Source organism: Pseudomonas sp. SDO5591_S426, from assembly GCF_054070755.1.
In genome coordinates this window covers 1-16,814 of sequence record NZ_JBSVXD010000038.1, presented here as the reverse complement: position 1 = coordinate 16,814, position 16,814 = coordinate 1, and the positions used below count along the sequence as shown (strand labels likewise).

The window sequence follows — 16,814 nt, the reverse complement described above, 5'->3', positions numbered from 1 at the left end:
CCGTTCACATGGTATGGTGCTCCCCCTGATTTTTGCCTGTTGCCAAACGCATGCTCCCGACTTCCCGATCCCTGCGCCTGGCGCTCTATACCGTATTGATCATTGCCGGTGCTGCCATCGCGGCCACCTTGGCCATGCGCCACACCGTGCGTCAGTCAATGGTCGAAGACGCGGCTCGCGCCAACCAGCAATTGGCGTTGTACGCCACCTCCCTGCACACTCTGATCGAGCGGTACCGCGCCCTGCCCTCGGTGCTGGCGCTGGACCCGCAATTGCGCGACGCGCTCAAAGGCCCGATAGGCCCCGAGCAACAGGATCTGCTGAACCGTAAACTGGAAAAGATCAACGGTGCCGCCGAGTCCTCGACCCTGGAACTGCTCGATCAAACCGGCTTGGCCGTGGCAGCAAGCAACTGGCGGTTACCCAGCAGTTACGTCGGCCACAATTACGGTTTCCGCCCTTACTTCAGCCAGACCCGCACCCAAGGCACCGGGCGCTTTTACGCGGTTGGGGTGACCAGCGGCATTCCCGGTTACTTCCTGTCCAGCGCCGTCACCAACGACGACGGCCAGTTCCTCGGCGCGATGGTGGTGAAACTGGAGTTTCCGGAACTGGAACGCGAATGGCGCCAGGGCAACGACACGCTGCTGGTCAGCGATGCTCGCGGGATCATCTTCATCGCCAACCAGCCGGGCTGGCGCTATCGCCACTTGAAACCGCTGAGCGACAGCGATCACGCCGAACTCAAGGCCACCCGTCAATACGACAAGCAGCCTCTTACGCCGCTTGAGTACCAGTCAATGCGCCGCTTCGACGACAACAGCGAACTGGCGCGGGTCAAGGGCCCGGACGGCAACGCCGATTACCTGTGGGAATCCTTGCCACTGGCTGCCGAAGGCTGGACGTTGCACTTGCTGCGCCGTCCACATGTTGCCTTCGAAGACAGCCGCAACGCCGCACTCGCCGCTGCCGGTTTGTGGCTGACACTGGTGTTTCTGCTGCTGTTCCTCAACCAGCGCTGGCGCTTGGCGAAACTGCGCCAGCGCAGCCGCGAGGAGCTTGAGCAATTGGTGGAAGAGCGCACCCGCGACCTGCGCACCGCCCAGGAAGGGCTGGTGCAATCGGCCAAACTTGCCGCCCTCGGGCAGATGTCGGCGGCGCTGGCCCACGAGATCAATCAGCCGCTGACGGCGCAGCGCATGCAGCTTGCTACGCTGAGGCTGCTGCTCGATCACGGTCGGGTCGACGACGCGTACAAGGCGCTCAAACCGGTGGACGACATGCTGACGCGCATGGCCGCCCTCACCGGCCACCTGAAAACATTCGCCCGCAAAAGCCCCAGCGGCTTGCGCGAACGTCTCGATCTGGCAGCGGTGGTTGACCAGTCGCTGCACCTGCTCGACACGCGGTTACGCGACGAACAGGTCAGCACGGTGCTGCACCTGACGCGCCCGGCTTGGGTGCGCGGCGATGCGATTCGTCTGGAACAGGTGCTGATCAATCTGCTGCGCAACGCTCTGGATGCGATGCAGGACAAGCCCTGCAAGCGCCTGGAAATCCGTCTCGAAGCCGAAGAACAATTGTGGCGATTGAGCGTGATCGACAACGGCAGCGGCATCGCCGAAGAAAACCTGGCCAAGGTGTTCGATCCGTTTTTCACCACCAAACCGGTGGGCGATGGCTTGGGGATCGGCCTGGCGGTTTCGTTCGCCATCGTTCACGAATCGGGCGGTCGCCTGACGGCCGACAATCATGGCAACGGCGCAGTGTTCGCCCTGACCTTGCCCATCGACCTGGAGGTTCCTGAACCATGCTGAACTCAGTAATGGTGGTCGACGACGAAAGCAGCATCCGCAGTGCCGTCGAGCAATGGTTGAGCCTGTCGGGGTTCGAAGTGCAGTTGTTCAGCCGGGCCGACGAGTGCCTGGCGCAATTGCCGAAGCATTTCGCCGGGGTGATTCTCAGCGACGTGCGCATGCCGGGCATGACCGGCCTTGAACTGTTGGCCGAGGTGCAGCGACGCGATGCCGATTTGCCGGTGATCCTGCTGACCGGCCACGGTGACGTGCCAATGGCCGTCGATGCGATGCGCGATGGCGCCTACGACTTTCTCGAAAAACCCTTTAGCCCCGAGACCCTGCTCGGCAGCTTGCGGCGGGCGCTGGACAAGCGCAGCTTGGTCCTGGAAAACCGTGCATTGCATGAACAGGCAGACAACCGCGCCAAACTCGATACGACGCTGCTGGGCGTATCCCGAGGCTTGCAAACGTTGCGCCGGCAAGTGCTGGATCTGGCAGCGCTGCCGGTCAACGTGCTGATCCGCGGCGAAACCGGCAGCGGCAAGGAGCTGGTCGCCCGTTGCCTGCACGACTTCGGGCCGCGCGCCGACAAACCCTTCGTCGCCTTGAACTGCGCAGCCATCCCCGAGCAACTGTTTGAAGCTGAGCTGTTCGGCCACGAAAGCGGTGCATTCACCGGCGCCCAAGGCAAGCGCATCGGCAAACTCGAATACGCCGACGGCGGCACGCTGTTTCTCGATGAAATCGAAAGCATGCCGCTGGCGCAGCAGGTGAAATTACTGCGGGTGCTGCAAGAGCAGAAGCTCGAGCGTCTGGGCTCGAACCAGAGCATCCGCGTGGATCTGCGCATCATCGCCGCAACCAAACCGGACCTGCTCGATGAAGCGCGGGCCGGGCGCTTTCGTGAAGACCTGGCTTATCGCTTGAACGTTGCCGAATTGCGCCTGCCACCGTTACGCGACCGCCGTGAAGACATTCCCTTGTTGTACGAAGCGTTCGCCCAGAGTGCCGCCGAGCGTTTGGGTCGGACGTTTGCGCCCTTGAGCGGCCCGCAATTGAGCCATCTGCTGAGCCACGACTGGCCGGGTAATGTGCGCGAACTGGCGAACGTCGCCGAACGCCAGGTGTTGGGGCTAGGCGAGCCCGTACCGGCCGGTATCGAGCCGGGGCAGTCACTGGCGGCGCAGCAGGAAGCCTTTGAAGCGCAATGCCTGCGCGCGGCGTTGACCCGGCACAAGGGCGATGTGAAAGCGGTGCTTGAAGAGCTGCAACTGCCGCGTCGCACGTTCAATGAAAAGATGCAGCGGCATGGGTTGAGCAGAGAGATGTTCCTGTAGCGTCTGGAAGGGCCTCATCGCTGGCAGGCCAGCTCCCACAGGTTTTGTGTCGTGCACAACTTTCTGCATGCAACTCGGACACTGTGGGAGCTGGCTTGCCAGCGATGAGTCCAGAGCAGGCACTGAAAATTCATGAATCCAATCAGCAGTTTTCCGCTCACACCCAACCAAACATAAGCGGATTTCCGCTCACCAAACCGCCATACCCCCTCTAAACCGGCCCTCTCCCCGTTGGCACAGCTCCTGCTATAGCCCCCGCAGGCTGCGTTTAATCGCGCTCCACAAAAACAATTAAACGAAGGATCCTTCAATGGATAACTCCAACGCCCTGCCCCTTGGGTCGGCTGCCGTGCCGGCTAAAGAAAGAACCACCAGCAGTCGCATCAAGTCGATCTTCAGCGGCTCGGTCGGCAACATGGTCGAATGGTATGACTGGTACGTCTATGCCGCCTTCTCCCTGTACTTCGCCAAAGCCTTTTTCCCTAAAGGCGACACCACCGCACAACTGCTGAACACCGCCGCGATCTTCGCCGTGGGCTTCCTGATGCGCCCGATCGGTGGCTGGTTGATGGGCCTGTATGCCGACAAGGTCGGACGTAAAAAAGCCCTCATGGCCTCGGTCTACCTGATGTGCTTCGGCTCGCTGCTGATCGCCCTGAGCCCGGGCTACGAAACCATCGGCATCGGCGCGCCGATCCTGCTGGTGTTCGCCCGTTTGCTGCAAGGCCTGTCGGTCGGCGGCGAATACGGCACCTCCGCCACTTACCTGAGTGAGATGGCGACCAAGGAACGTCGCGGTTTCTTCTCCAGCTTCCAATACGTGACCCTGATCTCCGGTCAGCTCATAGCACTGGGCGTGCTGATCGTGCTGCAAAACATTCTGACCACCGAGGAACTGTACGCCTGGGGCTGGCGCATCCCGTTCGCCATCGGCGCACTATGTGCAGTGGTTGCGCTGTACCTGCGTCGCGGCATGGAAGAAACCGAGTCTTTCACCAAGAAAGAAAAGGCCAAGGAAAGCGCCATGCGCACCTTGATGCGCCATCCGAAGGAACTGATGACCGTGGTCGGCCTGACCATGGGTGGTACGCTGGCGTTCTACACCTACACCACCTACATGCAGAAATACCTGGTGAACACCGTCGGCATGAGCATCTCCGACTCCACCACCATTTCCGCCGCCACGCTGTTCCTGTTCATGTGCCTGCAACCGATCATCGGCGGGCTGTCGGATAAAATCGGTCGCCGGCCAATCCTGATTGCCTTCGGCATTCTGGGTACGCTGTTCACCGTGCCGATCCTCACCACCCTGCACACCATCACGACCTGGTGGGGCGCCTTCTTCCTGATCATGGCGGCGCTGATCATCGTCAGCGGCTACACCTCGATCAACGCGGTGGTGAAAGCTGAACTGTTCCCGACCGAAATCCGCGCCCTGGGCGTTGGCCTGCCGTATGCACTGACCGTATCGATCTTCGGCGGCACCGCTGAATACATCGCGCTGTGGTTCAAGAGCATCGGCATGGAAACCGGTTACTACTGGTATGTCACCGCGTGCATCGCCGTGTCCTTGCTGGTGTACATCACCATGAAAGACACCCGCAAGCATTCGCGGATCGTCACGGACTAAGTCCACACGCGTTACACCGAAAGGGGCAGATCGTCGGGATCTGCCCCTTTTTTTGTTGCTGAAAAAGCGCCTTGCGCGTCATCCGTGCAGCACCGATTAAATAATTTGTTACCTACGCAGCGCGGCGGATTAATCACGAGTTAATGCTCGCCCACCATCCTGAAACGGTCTGATCGATTAGCTGCGATGCGCCCATTCAGTCCCTGAAAGCGGAAAAATCTGATGGCCTTAATATCTATTTAATCGATTGTTTTTAGCATTATTTTGCGCTTTTTAATCAGTTTAATTGGCGTAGCATGAAACCCATGCCCAAGAGACAAAACGCCAAAGAACCTGGAGAAATGAAGATGAAAACCAAACTGTTCCTCGCCATCGCCCTGTCCGTCCTGGCCGCCAACACCTTCGCCGCCGACGGTTTCGACCGTACCGGTTCCGCTGTCGCAGCAGACGGCTATGACCGCACCGGTTCCGCCACTGTCGCCGCTGATGGCTACGACCGTACCGGCGGCGCAACCGTCGCTGAAGATGGCTACGACCGTACTGGCGGCGCAACCGTCAGCTAAGTCACTCAAGCGGCACCCACAGCCCGGCTTCGGCCGGGCTTAGTCATTTCTGGGGGAACACAAATCTGCGGCCTGGGTTACTTGTTCAACTGGAAATCACCGGCAGGCCCTTGCACTATTGCTGCCTATTCGAAAGCAGCCTCAAGGATCACGGCCCATGCCCGACGACATCCACTTTTACGAACCCGCCAACGGTCACGGCCTGCCTCACGATCCGTTCAACGCGATCGTCGGCCCGCGGCCCATCGGCTGGATTTCTTCACAGGATGCCGAGGGCCGGTTGAACCTGGCGCCTTACAGCTTTTTCACCGCCTTCAACTACATCCCGCCGATCATTGGTTTTTCCAGCATCGGGCGCAAAGACAGCCTGAACAACATTGAACAGACCGGTGAATTCGCCTGGAACCTGGCGACCCGGCCACTGGCCGAGCAGATGAACCAGAGTTGCGCCATGGTCGGACCGGAGGTCGATGAGTTCGAACTGTCCGGACTGACCACGGTGTCATCGAAAGTCATTCAGGTGCCGCGAGTCGCCGAAAGCCCGGTGTCCTTCGAATGCAAGGTCACGCAGATCATTCAGTTGCAGCGAGCCGACGGGAATGTGGTGCCGAGTTGGCTGATTCTCGGCGAGGTGGTCGCCGTGCATATCGCCAAGTGGCTGTTGAAGGATGGGGTGTACGACACCGCCGCGGCAGAACCGATTCTGCGCGGCGGCGGGCCGGCGGATTATTTCCAGCTGGGGCCTGAGGCATTGTTCAAGATGTACCGCCCGGGAGCGGCAAAGAAGTGATTACCAGATCAGCCCGCCGTCTTCCTCGACGCCCTTGAGGTGCGTCAGTTGCAGCGCGGCAGCTTCGTCCGCTTCTCTGGCGGTCTTGAAGGTCTGTTCTTCCAGCAGTTTGTTGAAGCGAGGCGCACCCGCGCCGCCGATGGCTTTGGTGGCGATTGCCGCGTAATACCCGCCTTCGCGGGGGATCACAGCCGATACGGCTTCGAAGGTTTCAAAGGCTTTGCGTGCCATGTCGCGCATCCTGGCTAGTTGAGAATGCTGCCATTAAACCCTCAACCGGCCAGTTTGTGTACCGCTGCTCCGGACTGGCGCAGAGCTTGCGCCGCCGACACATCCTTGAAGGTGTGGAAATCCAGGCTGTTGACCACCAGTTCCTGCACCAGCTCGGCAAAAATCTCCATGGCCGGCGTGCTGAAGTATGCGGTCATGGCCTGTTGATGAGTCCAGAAGCCGGACACCAGCCACAGCTCCGGATCGCATTGCGAGTGCTGCAAGGCAAAGCTCAGGCAGCCTGGCGCGGCGCGGGATGGCTCGATCAGCGCACTCAGGCGCAAACCCAGTTCTTGAGAACGCCCGGCGCGTGCTCGAACGAAAGCCATATGACTGACGGGGATCTGCTTAGACATGTTCAACCCTCCCGGGGAGTCGCGTTGCAGCCGGGGGACGGGCTGCGACAGGATCAAAGGTTAAGGGCCGATACGCTTGGGTCGTTAGTCGATTCCTGCCGGTGCGTTGCACAATCCTGCGAGAGTGCGCCGACTACCTGTAACAATGTGTAAAACCCTGTCACGGTTCTGCCATACGAGTTTTATGTAGGAGCTGCCGAAGGCTGCGATCTTTTGACGTTCATCTCAAAATCAAAAGATCGCAGCCTGCGGCAGCTCCTACAGGGTTATCCGTGTTATTTGAAACCCGTCTGCGCGTTAGCCATGCTTGGTCAGGAACACGCCTCGTGCAGAATCAGGCAAGCATTCGACAGGATGTGTCTACCGCTGCGGCTTGCACAAACATATGCTCTGCCCCATCACTCCTGCCCTGCCGAGGATGCCTTGCATGTCGTCGCTCGATCACTTTCAAGCCCCGCTGGACACCGAGATGGAGAAGCAGCGCGTGGAACTGGCGGCGATCATCCGTCGCAACACCGCCGAAGATGGCAGTTATGCCACTGCTGTCGACTCGCTCTTCATGTCACGTCATAGCCAAAACCACGAGTTCGCCCCGGTCCTCGCGCAACCGGCGTTGTGCATCATGGCGCAGGGCCGCAAGGAAGTTCGGCTGGCCGATGAGTTCTTCAATTACGATCCGCTGAATTACCTGGTGGTCTCGGTTTCGATGCCCCTGAGTGGTCGAGTGGTGGACGTCTCGGCCGATGAACCGATCCTCGCCGTGCGCCTGGACATCGACCCGGCGGAAATTTCCGCGTTGATCGCCGACGCCGGCCCAATCGGCGTGCCCACCCGGCCGACCGGGCGCGGGCTGTATGTCGAACGGCTGGATACCGCGATGCTCGACGCCGTACTGCGCCTGGCACGTTTGCTCGACACGCCGAAAGACATCGCCATGCTCGCGCCGCTGATCCGTCGGGAGATTCTCTATCGGCTATTGCGCAGCAAGCAGGGCCATCGGCTGTATGAAATCGCTATCGCCAACAGTCAGAGCCATCGCATCAGTCAGGCGATCAAGTGGCTCAACGGCAACTATGAGCAACCGCTGCGCATCGATGATCTGGCCAAGGAAGTGAATTTGAGCGTGTCGACGCTGCATCACCGCTTCAAGGCGATGACGGCGATGAGTCCGTTGCAGTATCAGAAGCAGTTGCGGTTGCAGGAAGCGCGGCGGTTGATGCTGGCGGAAGGGTTGGAGGCTTCGGCGGCGGGTTATCGGGTCGGGTATGAAAGCCCGTCGCAATTCAGCCGCGAATACAGTCGGTTGTTCGGGGCACCGCCGTTGAGGGATTTGGCGCGGTTGCGGTTGTCAGTCTGATCCAGCATTTTTTGTGTGGCTGATGGCCCCATCACTGGCAAGCCAGCTCCCACAAAGTTAATTGGTGGCCACAAAATTGTATGAACACCACCGAACCCTGTGGGAGCTGGCTTGCCAGCGATGAGGCCAACTGAGGCAATAGAAATCCTGGATCAGGCCCCGAGTACCCGGCAAGCCTCGGCCGGCAATGTCACCGACACCGGATGCCCAACACTCAAACCAAACCCCTGACACGGCGTGCTCAGCGCCGTAAACGAAACCCCGGAACACTCCACCGTCGTCTCGATGGTCGCACCAATATCCCGCACAAACGTCACCTTGCCCAGCAAGCGATTGCCCGCCGTCGCCTGCGGTGCCGACAGTTGCAGGTCTTCCGGGCGAATCAGCATCTTCACTTTCTCACCGACGACAATGCTGCTGCAGATCGGCACTTGCAGCGCATCGCCGCCCGGCAGGCTGACCTTGCCGTCGCCCAGCGCCGTGGCCGGGAAGATGTTGCCGGAGCCGATGAAGTCGGCGACGAATTCGTTGGCCGGATGGCGGTAGATTTCAATCGGCGTGCCCACCTGCTGCACCTTGTGCTCACCCAGCACGACCACGATATCGGCCATGGTCATGGCCTCACGCTGGTCGTGAGTCACCATGATGGTGGTGATGTTCAGCCGTTGTTGCAGTTGACGGATTTCCACTTGCATCGACTCGCGCAGCTTGGCGTCCAGCGCCGACAGCGGTTCGTCGAGCAACAGGATTTTCGGGTGATTGGCGATCGCCCGGGCAATCGCCACGCGCTGACGCTGGCCGCCGGAGAGTTTGGCCACCGGACGATTGATCATCGGTTGCAGCTGAATCAGTTCCAGCAACTCCACCACCCGCGCCTGCTGGTCAGCCTTGCTGACCCCGCGAAGTTTCAGCGGATAAGCGATGTTTTCGCCCACGGTCATGTGCGGGAACAGCGCCAGCGACTGGAACACCATGCCGAAGTTACGCAGGTGCGCCGGGGTGTGGCCGATGTCTTCGCCATCCAGGCGGATCTCGCCGCCGGTCAGGGTTTCCAGCCCGGCAATCATCCGCAGCAACGTGGTTTTGCCGCAGCCCGACGGCCCGAGGAAACACACCAGTTTGCCCTCAGGCAAATGCAGGTTCACATCCTTTACCGCGCAGGCCGAGCCGTAGTGTTTCTCGACGTTTTCCAGAATCAGACCAGACATAAATCACCTCAAGAATCAGAACGAAACGCCACCTTCACCGACCAGCTTCTCCAGCGCCCAGATCAGGACGAAGTCGATCAGCACGATCAGCACGGCAAACGAAAATACGGTTGGATCGAGCGAGGACACGGTGCGGCTGTACATCCAGATCGGCACGGTCATGACGTCGATGGTGTAGAGGAAATAGGTCACAGTGAATTCGTTGAACGAGACGATGAACGCCAACAGCATGCCCGCCAGAATCCCCGACTTCATCAACGGCACCACCACATCGATGATCGCCCGCATCGGTGAAGCGCCGAGCATTTGCGCGGCCTCCTCGACTTCCGTGCCGATGGAGAGCATCGCCGCCGTGCAGTTTTTCACCACGAATGGCAGCGCGAGAATTACGTGGGCAATCACCAGCCGCGAGGTGGTCATGTGGAACGGCAGGCTGTCGAACACCAGCAGCAACGCCAGGCCCAACACCACCATCGGGAACACCAGCGGCAACGACATCAGTTGCATCGCCACGGCCTTGCCGCGGAACTCGCAACGGGTCAGCGCGTAAGCCGCGGGCACCGCGATCAGCGTGGCAAAAATCATGGTCAGGCACGACACCATCAGGCTGGTGGTCATGGCTTGGCCGAGGCTCAGCACGTCGCTGGAATCCGGCGAGACGAAGGTGTTCCAGGCAGCCTTGTACCATTGCAGGCTGTAGCTGCTCGGCGGGAAGTCGAGGTTCGATGCGCCGCTGAAGGACATGACGATCATGGTCAGGATCGGCAACACCGCCAACAGCAGGATGAAGCCGGAGAGGATGCCGGCGAACTTGCCGGTGTCACCCGGCAACAGCGACTGGCGCTTCTTGGTCAGGGTACTCATTGCGAAGCCTCCAGCATGCGCCGACGACGGCCGGTGATGTATTCGGACAAAGTCATGATCGCGAGGGTGGTGACGATCAGCACCACACCGGCGGCCGACGCGGCGGGCCAGTTCATCAGCGGGGCGATCTGGTCATGCACCATCACCGCGAGCATCGGCACGCGGCGACCACCGAGCAGCAACGGCACCACGAAACTGCTGGCGTTGTAGGCGAATACCAGCGTCGCGCCGGTGATGATCCCCGGCAGACTCATCGGCAACACCACTTGGCGGAACACCTGGAAGCGACTGGCGCCTAAGGTCGCGGCGGCTTCTTCGTAGCTGCGGGCGACGCCGCGCATGGCGCTGGCGATCGGCAACACGGCCAGCGGGAAAGCGGTCTGCACCAGGCCCATCAATACGCCGTTCTGGTTGTACAACAGCATGATCGGGCGCTTGATCAGGCCCAGGCCCATCAATGTCTGGTTGAGCATGCCGCCGGGGCCGAGAATCACCAGCCAGCCGTAGCTTTGCAGCAGCAGGTTGACCAGCAATGGCAGCAGCACCGCCGCCAGGAAAATCCGTCGCACGAAGGGCGAGGTCAGGCGCGACATGGTGTAGGCCACCGGGATCGCCAGAATCACGGCGATCACCGCGCTGATCAGCGCCAGGCGCAGCGTCAGCATCAGCGATTTGAGGTAGTAGGGTTCCAGCAACTGGGCGTAGCTGGCCAGGCTGAACCCGGACCATTCCGCACCCTTGGTACCCACGCTCATGCGCAGGACCAACAGGCTGGCAGCGATCAGCACGCCGAGAAACAGCATCGACGGCGAGAGGAAAAACCAGGCCCGCGCGGTCGGCGAAACGCCGAAGCGCGGGCGCGACACAGCGGCGCTGACCGGATGGGTCAAAGGTTGGTGTTCCATAGCAAAGGGTCTCGTCAATGGAAGATCAGAAATTCAGCGCTCACGGCCCCCTGTAGGAGCTGCCGCAGGCTGCGATCTTTTGATCTTTTTCAAAGCCACCGAAGAGCAGGATCAAAAGATCGCGGCCTTCGGCAGCTCCTACGGATCAGGAAGAAAAGATTTCCGTGTAACGACGAATCCATTGGTCATGCACGGAGGCCAGGAAGGCGTTGTCGTGCATGATCGCCTTCTCGGCGATCTGCTCCGGTGTGAGGATGTACGGGCTCTTGCGCGCTTCGGCGGAGATGATCGCCTTGGCGTTGACCGGGCCGTTGTAGATGTCCTCAGCCATCTTGCCCTGCACCAGCGGGTCCAGAGAATGGTTGATGAAGGCGTAGGCCATGTCGGTGTCGCCCGGACGATTCTTCGGCATTACCGAGAGCATAAGGTCGGTGTAGAAACCTTCCTTCATGCCGAACGTGGCGCCCAGGCCGTAGGCCGGATCGCGGATCTGTTTCGGGAAGAAGGCCGGGGCGTACAGGCCACCCATGTCCAGGGAGCCGGTGCGGAACAGCTCGGCGATCTGGTTCGGGTTTTCGCCGAGGGTCACCACGCGGTCTTTCAGTTCGGCGAGTTTCTTGAAGCCCGGCTCGATGTTGTGCTCGTCACCACCGGCCAGTTTGGCGGCGATGATGATCAGGTCCATGGCCTCGGTCCAGTTCGGCGGCGGCAGGAAAATGTTCGGTGCCGCGTCGGCGTCCCACAGGGAGGCGTAGCTGGTTGGGGCTTCTTTCTGGGTGCGGGTGCTGTAGACCAGGCTGTTGCACCACAGCAGGTAACCGATGCCGTGGCCATTGGCGCCAGTGCGGTATTTCTCCGGCACGTCAACCAGGTTGGGAATGCGGTTGAGGTCGGGTTTTTCCAGCAGGTCGGCGGCGGCCAGACCTTCGGCGCCGACGCCAGCCAGGGTGATGATGTCGTACTGCGGACGATCACCGCCGGCCTTGAGTTTGGCGACCATTTCCGAGGTACTGCCGGTGCGGTCGGCGATGACCTTGCAACCGTACTTGTCTTCGAAGGTTGCTGCGATGTTGCGCAGTGCAGCCAGACCAGTGTCGTCGGACCAGGTCAGCAGACGCAGGGTCTTGCCAGTGAAGCGTGTATCGCTGGCATTGGCCTTGACGAACGGCAAGCTCATGGCGGCCGCTGCAACCGAGGCTACGCCCACGGTCTTGATGAATTGACGTCTGTTCAGATCATGCTCGCCCATTACGGACTCCCTTTGTTTTTGTAGGTATAAGGCAGGTCGAAACTGTTGCATCCGCGCGACTGGGTCAGCGTTTACCCCTCTATTTTCGGGAGGTTGATTGAACCAGTGAGTTCATCCTGAGGTTGCGCTAAACCGCTGACTATCGATAAAAACTCATTGAAGCCATGACCCCGGCGCATGCCTCATGTAGGAGCGAGCCTGCTCGCGATGGGTGCACGGGCGCCGTGTATTTCCAGGCAATCCCGCGTCATCGTTTACGTCCATCGCGAGCAGGCTCGCTCCTACAGTGAGAGGCGTCAGACAGCCCGAATCACGTGTTTGATTTCCTGAAAAGCCTGCAAGCCCCACGGTCCCAATTCACGGCCGATGCTGCTCTGCTTGTAGCCACCCCAGGCGGTCTGCGGGAAGATCACCTGCGGCGCGTTGATCCACACAAGCCCCGCCTGCAAAGCATTGGCGACGCGGTCGGCGGCTTCGGCATTGCGCGTGACCACACTGGCCACCAGACCGAACTGGCTGTCGTTGGCCAGGGCAATCGCCTCGGCTTCGGAGGCGAAACTGCGCACGCAAATCACCGGGCCGAAAATCTCTTCACACCACAGCGCACTGTCGAGGGGCACTTCGGTGAAAATCGTCGGCTGCAAAAAATATCCGCGCGGCAGATCCGCCGGACGATTGCCGCCGCAAATCAACTTGGCGCCGGCACTCAAACCACGATCGATATGGCCGAGCACGCGTTGGTATTGCGCCTGATTGACCAGTGCACCCATTTCCACATTCGGGTCGAACGGATCGGCTACTCGAATCGCTTCGGCACGCGCCTTCAAACGGGTGAGGAATTCATCGGCCAGTTCATCGGCGACCAGCACGCGGCTGGTGGCGGAGCACATCTGCCCGGCGTTGAAAAAACCGCCGCCACAGGCCACTTCCACCGCCAATTCGAGATCGGCATCGGCCAGCACCAGCAGCGAAGATTTGCCGCCCAGTTCCAGGCTCACGCCTTTGACGGTTTCTGCTGCGCGCTGCATGACCTGCACGCCCACCGCGTTGCTGCCGGTGAAGGAAATCTTGGCGATACGCGGGTCAGCCGACAGTGGCGCGCCAACGGCCAGGCCGGTGCCGCACACCACGTTGAACACGCCGGCCGGCAAGCCTGCTTCGGCGATGATCGCCGCCAGTTCCAGCTCCGGCAGCGGTGTCACTTCAGAAGGCTTGAGCACCACGCAGCAACCGGCGGCCAGCGCCGGGGCGAGTTTCCACGCGGTGGTGACCATCGGGAAATTCCACGGCACGATCAGGCCGACCACACCGCACGGCTCACGGCGCAAGCGAGCGCTGAAATCGTCGGTCGGCAGCTCTACCGCGCTGTCTTGCTTGGCGTCGAGCCCCTCAGCCAGACCGGCGTAATACTCGAACGTGGCGATCACGTCATCGACGTCGATGGCCGCTTCGAACTGTGGCTTGCCGTTGTTGCTCGATTGCAAATGCATCAACTGCTCACGACCGGCCTGCACGCCAGCAGCGATTTTGCGCAGGATCGCGCCGCGTTCGGCGCCAGTGGTTTTCGACCAGTCGGCGAAGGCTCGGGTCGCAGCGCTGACCGCTTGATCGACCGCCTGCTCATCACCGCCCACGACGGTGGTCAGCAGCGCTTCGGTCGCCGGGTTGATTACGCGCAGGTGCTCGTTGCCGGCCGACCATTGGCCGTCGATGAACAGGCCATCCAGGGTAGTCGGGAAGGTCATTTCGACACCGCCTTCATCCACTCGGTCTGATCGATTTCGATCAGGGTCGGGCCTTGGCGATCAGTGGCTGCACGCAGCGCACCGCGCAGTTGCTCGACGCCGCTGACTGCCTCGGCAGCGCAACCCAGTGCCTTGGCTACACCGATGAAATCCGGGGTGTAGATGTCGACGCCAACCGGCTCGATGGCGCGGTTGACCATGTATTTCTTGATCTCTTCGTAGCCCTGGTTATTCCACAGCAGCACGATCACCGGGGTGCGTGCTTCTACGGCGCTGGCCAGTTCCGGCAGGGTGAATTGCAGGCCGCCGTCGCCGATCAGGCAGACCACTGGCGGACGCGCGCCGCTCTCAGTGCTGCCACCGAGCCAGGCGCCAATCGCCGCCGGCAAGGCGTAACCGAGGGTGCCGTAACCGGTGGACGAGTTGAACCAGCGACGCGGGCGCTCCGGGTTGAACGTCAGATTGCCGGTGTACACCGGTTGGGTCGAATCGCCGACGAACACGGCGTTCGGCAATTCATGCAAAACGGTTTCGAGAAAACGGGTCTGGGCCAGGGTCGGTGCATCCCAGCTCGCGGCCAGTTCTTCACGCAGACGTGCGGCGCGCACTTGGCCCCAATCGTTGCGGCGCTCGGCCAGCGACTTGTGCGACAACGCGCTGAGCAGTGCCTGAGCGGCGTTGCGCGAGTCTGAGACCAATGCCACGTGCGGCGGGTAATTGCGCACGGTCTGGTCCGGGTCGATATCGATGCGCAGCAGCTTGCCGGGAATCTCGAAACCACCGGCGAAGGTGACGTCGTAGTCGGTCTCGGCCAGCTCGGTGCCGATGGCCAGAACCACGTCGGCTTCGGCGACCAGCGCACGGGTGGCGACCAGGCTCTGGGTCGAACCGATCAGCAGCGGGTGAGCGGATTCGAGCATGCCCTTGGCATTGATGGTCAGCGCCACCGGAGCGTCCAGCAACTCGGCCAGCTCAGTCAGCTCGGCGGCGGCATCGATGGCGCCGCCACCGGCAAGAATCAGCGGACGCTTGGCGCCGGCCAGCAATTCGGTCATACGCGAAACGGCCGACGGCGAAGCACCGGCGCGGTCAATGTTCACCGGCAGGCTGCTGAGCAGGTCGTCGGCGTCTTCAACCAACACGTCCAGTGGAATTTCGATGTGCACCGGGCGCGGACGACCGGCCTGGAACAGCGAGAACGCGCGGGCCAGCACGCCCGGCAACTCGGACGCCGACATCAGCGTGTGGGAAAACGCCGCGACACCGGCACACAGCGCGCCCTGGTTCGGCAGCTCATGCAGCTTGCCGCGACCGCCACCCAACTGGTTGCGCGATTGCACGCTGGAAATCACCAGCATCGGGATCGAATCGGCGTACGCCTGGCCCATCGCGGTGGTGATGTTGGTCATGCCAGGGCCGGTGATGATGAAGCACACACCCGGTTTGCCGCTGGTGCGGGCGTAGCCGTCGGCCATGAAACCGGCGCCCTGTTCGTGACGCGGCGTCACATGGTTGATGCTCGAACGGGCCAGCCCGCGATACAGCTCCACGGTGTGAACCCCGGGAATGCCGAACACCTGCTCAACACCGTAGTCTTCGAGTAACTTGACCAATACTTCGCCGCACGTCGCCATGTGAATTGCCCTTCTTGTTCGATTTGAGACGCCGGGCCTGCGCTGTGTTTATGATGGATTCGCAGGTCCAGGGATGGCCTCATTGGAACGGGCGACACGTAGCCGCAACAATGGATAAAAAGTCATACTAGCCATGTCCTCACGTCATACCTTGGATCCCAATGAAACGATTGCCTCCCCTGCCGGCGCTGCACACATTTCTGATTACCGCGCAGTGCTGCAATTTCACCCGGGCCGCCGAGCAACTTCACATCACCCAAGGTGCGGTGAGCCGACAGATCGCCGGGCTGGAAGATTTCCTCGGTTATGAACTGTTCATTCGTCAGGCCCGCGGCCTTGATCTGACGGCCGAGGGACGGGAATGGCTGCCACGGGTGCAGCAGATTTTCGGTTTGATCGACGAGGCCGTTGAGCAGATCGGCGAGAAGCGCGAAACCCTGCAACTCAAGGCGCCGACCTGCGTCATGCGCTGGTTGCTGCCGCGACTGTTGCAATGGCAAAAGGAACGCCCGGACGTGCCGGTGGAACTGACCACCACGGTCAAGCACGGTGTGGATTTTCATCGTGAACAATTTGATGCAGCGGTGATGTACGGCACGCCGCCGGACACTTCGCTGGAGTCGCAAAAACTCTTCGATGAGAAACTGACGCCGGTGTGTTCCCGGCCGATGCTCGACGGGGCAATAGCTTTGCAGACGCCGGCCGACCTGCAACAACACCTGCTGCTGCACCCGACGCGCGATGAGCGCGACTGGAAGGCCTGGCTGAAAGCGGCGGATGTGCATCTGACCAATGTCGGCAAGGGCCAGCATTTCGAAACGCTCGATCTGGCGATGTCGATGGCGTCCCAAGGGACGGGTGTGGCGATTGGCGATTGGTCGCTGATCGGCGATGACCTGGATGCCGGGCGTCTGGTCATGCCGTTTGAATTGAAGGTGACTACGGGACTGGCGTATTACCTGGTGTTCCCGGAAAAACCCGGGCCTTCACCGAAGTTACGCGAGTTGATGGGGTGGTTGGTGGAGCAGGCGCAGTCACGCTGAAACAACGTTCTGTAGGAGCTGCCGAAGGCTGCGATCTTTTGATCTTGAAAATCAAAGTCAAAAG

At 60.9% G+C, this 16,814-nt stretch carries 15 protein-coding genes; 7 read left to right on the top strand and 8 right to left on the bottom strand.

Going from position 1 to position 16,814, the window contains the following annotated elements; translation table 11 throughout:
• The first annotated feature begins 50 nt into the window (after nucleotides 1–50).
• From ACW9JC_RS10785 to ACW9JC_RS10765, 5 genes are all read left to right on the top strand, one after another.
• A complete protein-coding gene (locus ACW9JC_RS10785) occupies nucleotides 51–1,817 on the top strand; it encodes a sensor histidine kinase (protein ID WP_457454981.1) in 1,767 nt (588 codons plus the stop codon).
• Nucleotides 1,811–3,136: a sigma-54-dependent transcriptional regulator gene (locus ACW9JC_RS10780; protein ID WP_338582686.1), complete on the top strand. Its 1,326-nt coding sequence runs from the start codon at nucleotides 1,811–1,813 to the stop codon at nucleotides 3,134–3,136. The genes ACW9JC_RS10785 and ACW9JC_RS10780 overlap by 7 nt, the downstream gene beginning before the upstream one ends.
• 310 nt (nucleotides 3,137–3,446) lie before the next feature.
• Entirely contained in the window at nucleotides 3,447–4,766 is a 1,320-nt protein-coding gene (locus ACW9JC_RS10775; RefSeq protein WP_448109148.1) for an MFS transporter, read from the top strand.
• Nucleotides 4,767–5,113: 347 nt separating this feature from the next.
• Nucleotides 5,114–5,329: a hypothetical protein gene (locus ACW9JC_RS10770; RefSeq protein ID WP_338582690.1), complete on the top strand. Its 216-nt coding sequence runs from the start codon at nucleotides 5,114–5,116 to the stop codon at nucleotides 5,327–5,329.
• A gap of 157 nt (nucleotides 5,330–5,486) precedes the next feature.
• Nucleotides 5,487–6,119, top strand: coding sequence for a flavin reductase family protein (locus ACW9JC_RS10765; RefSeq protein WP_457454980.1), 633 nt, complete (start codon nucleotides 5,487–5,489; stop codon nucleotides 6,117–6,119).
• Here ACW9JC_RS10765 and ACW9JC_RS10760 read toward each other — a convergent pair whose 3' ends face one another.
• Together ACW9JC_RS10760 and ACW9JC_RS10755 are read right to left on the bottom strand one after the other, a co-directional pair.
• Entirely contained in the window at nucleotides 6,120–6,350 is a 231-nt protein-coding gene (locus ACW9JC_RS10760; RefSeq protein ID WP_457454979.1) for a hypothetical protein, read from the bottom strand.
• A 41-nt stretch (nucleotides 6,351–6,391) separates the two neighbouring features.
• On the bottom strand, nucleotides 6,392–6,745 hold the full coding sequence (locus tag ACW9JC_RS10755) for an antibiotic biosynthesis monooxygenase family protein (protein ID WP_338582694.1): 354 nt from the start codon (nucleotides 6,743–6,745) through the stop codon (nucleotides 6,392–6,394).
• A 427-nt stretch (nucleotides 6,746–7,172) separates the two neighbouring features.
• Here ACW9JC_RS10755 and ACW9JC_RS10750 point away from each other — a divergent pair, with 427 nt between their 5' ends.
• Entirely contained in the window at nucleotides 7,173–8,102 is a 930-nt protein-coding gene (locus ACW9JC_RS10750; RefSeq protein WP_457454978.1) for an AraC family transcriptional regulator, read from the top strand.
• A gap of 152 nt (nucleotides 8,103–8,254) precedes the next feature.
• On the opposite strand, the gene ACW9JC_RS10745 is transcribed toward ACW9JC_RS10750, so the two are convergent.
• The 6 genes from ACW9JC_RS10745 to ACW9JC_RS10720 form a co-directional block, all read right to left on the bottom strand.
• Nucleotides 8,255–9,310: an ABC transporter ATP-binding protein gene (locus ACW9JC_RS10745; RefSeq protein ID WP_338582698.1), complete on the bottom strand. Its 1,056-nt coding sequence runs from the start codon at nucleotides 9,308–9,310 to the stop codon at nucleotides 8,255–8,257.
• Between the two features lie 15 nt (nucleotides 9,311–9,325).
• Nucleotides 9,326–10,174: an ABC transporter permease gene (locus ACW9JC_RS10740; RefSeq protein ID WP_448109154.1), complete on the bottom strand. Its 849-nt coding sequence runs from the start codon at nucleotides 10,172–10,174 to the stop codon at nucleotides 9,326–9,328.
• Entirely contained in the window at nucleotides 10,171–11,079 is a 909-nt protein-coding gene (locus ACW9JC_RS10735; protein WP_448109155.1) for an ABC transporter permease, read from the bottom strand. Before ACW9JC_RS10735 ends, ACW9JC_RS10740 begins: the two co-directional genes overlap by 4 nt.
• Before the next feature lie 145 nt (nucleotides 11,080–11,224).
• Nucleotides 11,225–12,328, bottom strand: coding sequence for an extracellular solute-binding protein (locus ACW9JC_RS10730; protein ID WP_457454977.1), 1,104 nt, complete (start codon nucleotides 12,326–12,328; stop codon nucleotides 11,225–11,227).
• A gap of 296 nt (nucleotides 12,329–12,624) precedes the next feature.
• Nucleotides 12,625–14,073 (bottom strand): aldehyde dehydrogenase family protein, encoded by a 1,449-nt coding sequence (locus ACW9JC_RS10725; protein ID WP_457454976.1) that lies wholly within the window; start codon nucleotides 14,071–14,073, stop codon nucleotides 12,625–12,627.
• The gene (locus tag ACW9JC_RS10720) at nucleotides 14,070–15,707 is read right to left on the bottom strand and encodes a 5-guanidino-2-oxopentanoate decarboxylase (RefSeq protein ID WP_338582707.1); all 1,638 of its coding nucleotides are present in this window, start codon (nucleotides 15,705–15,707) and stop codon (nucleotides 14,070–14,072) included. Before ACW9JC_RS10720 ends, ACW9JC_RS10725 begins: the two co-directional genes overlap by 4 nt.
• A gap of 161 nt (nucleotides 15,708–15,868) precedes the next feature.
• Between ACW9JC_RS10720 and ACW9JC_RS10715 the strand changes: the two genes are divergently transcribed.
• The gene (locus ACW9JC_RS10715; protein WP_457454975.1) at nucleotides 15,869–16,750 is read left to right on the top strand and encodes a LysR substrate-binding domain-containing protein; all 882 of its coding nucleotides are present in this window, start codon (nucleotides 15,869–15,871) and stop codon (nucleotides 16,748–16,750) included.
• Nucleotides 16,751–16,814: the final 64 nt, after the last annotated feature.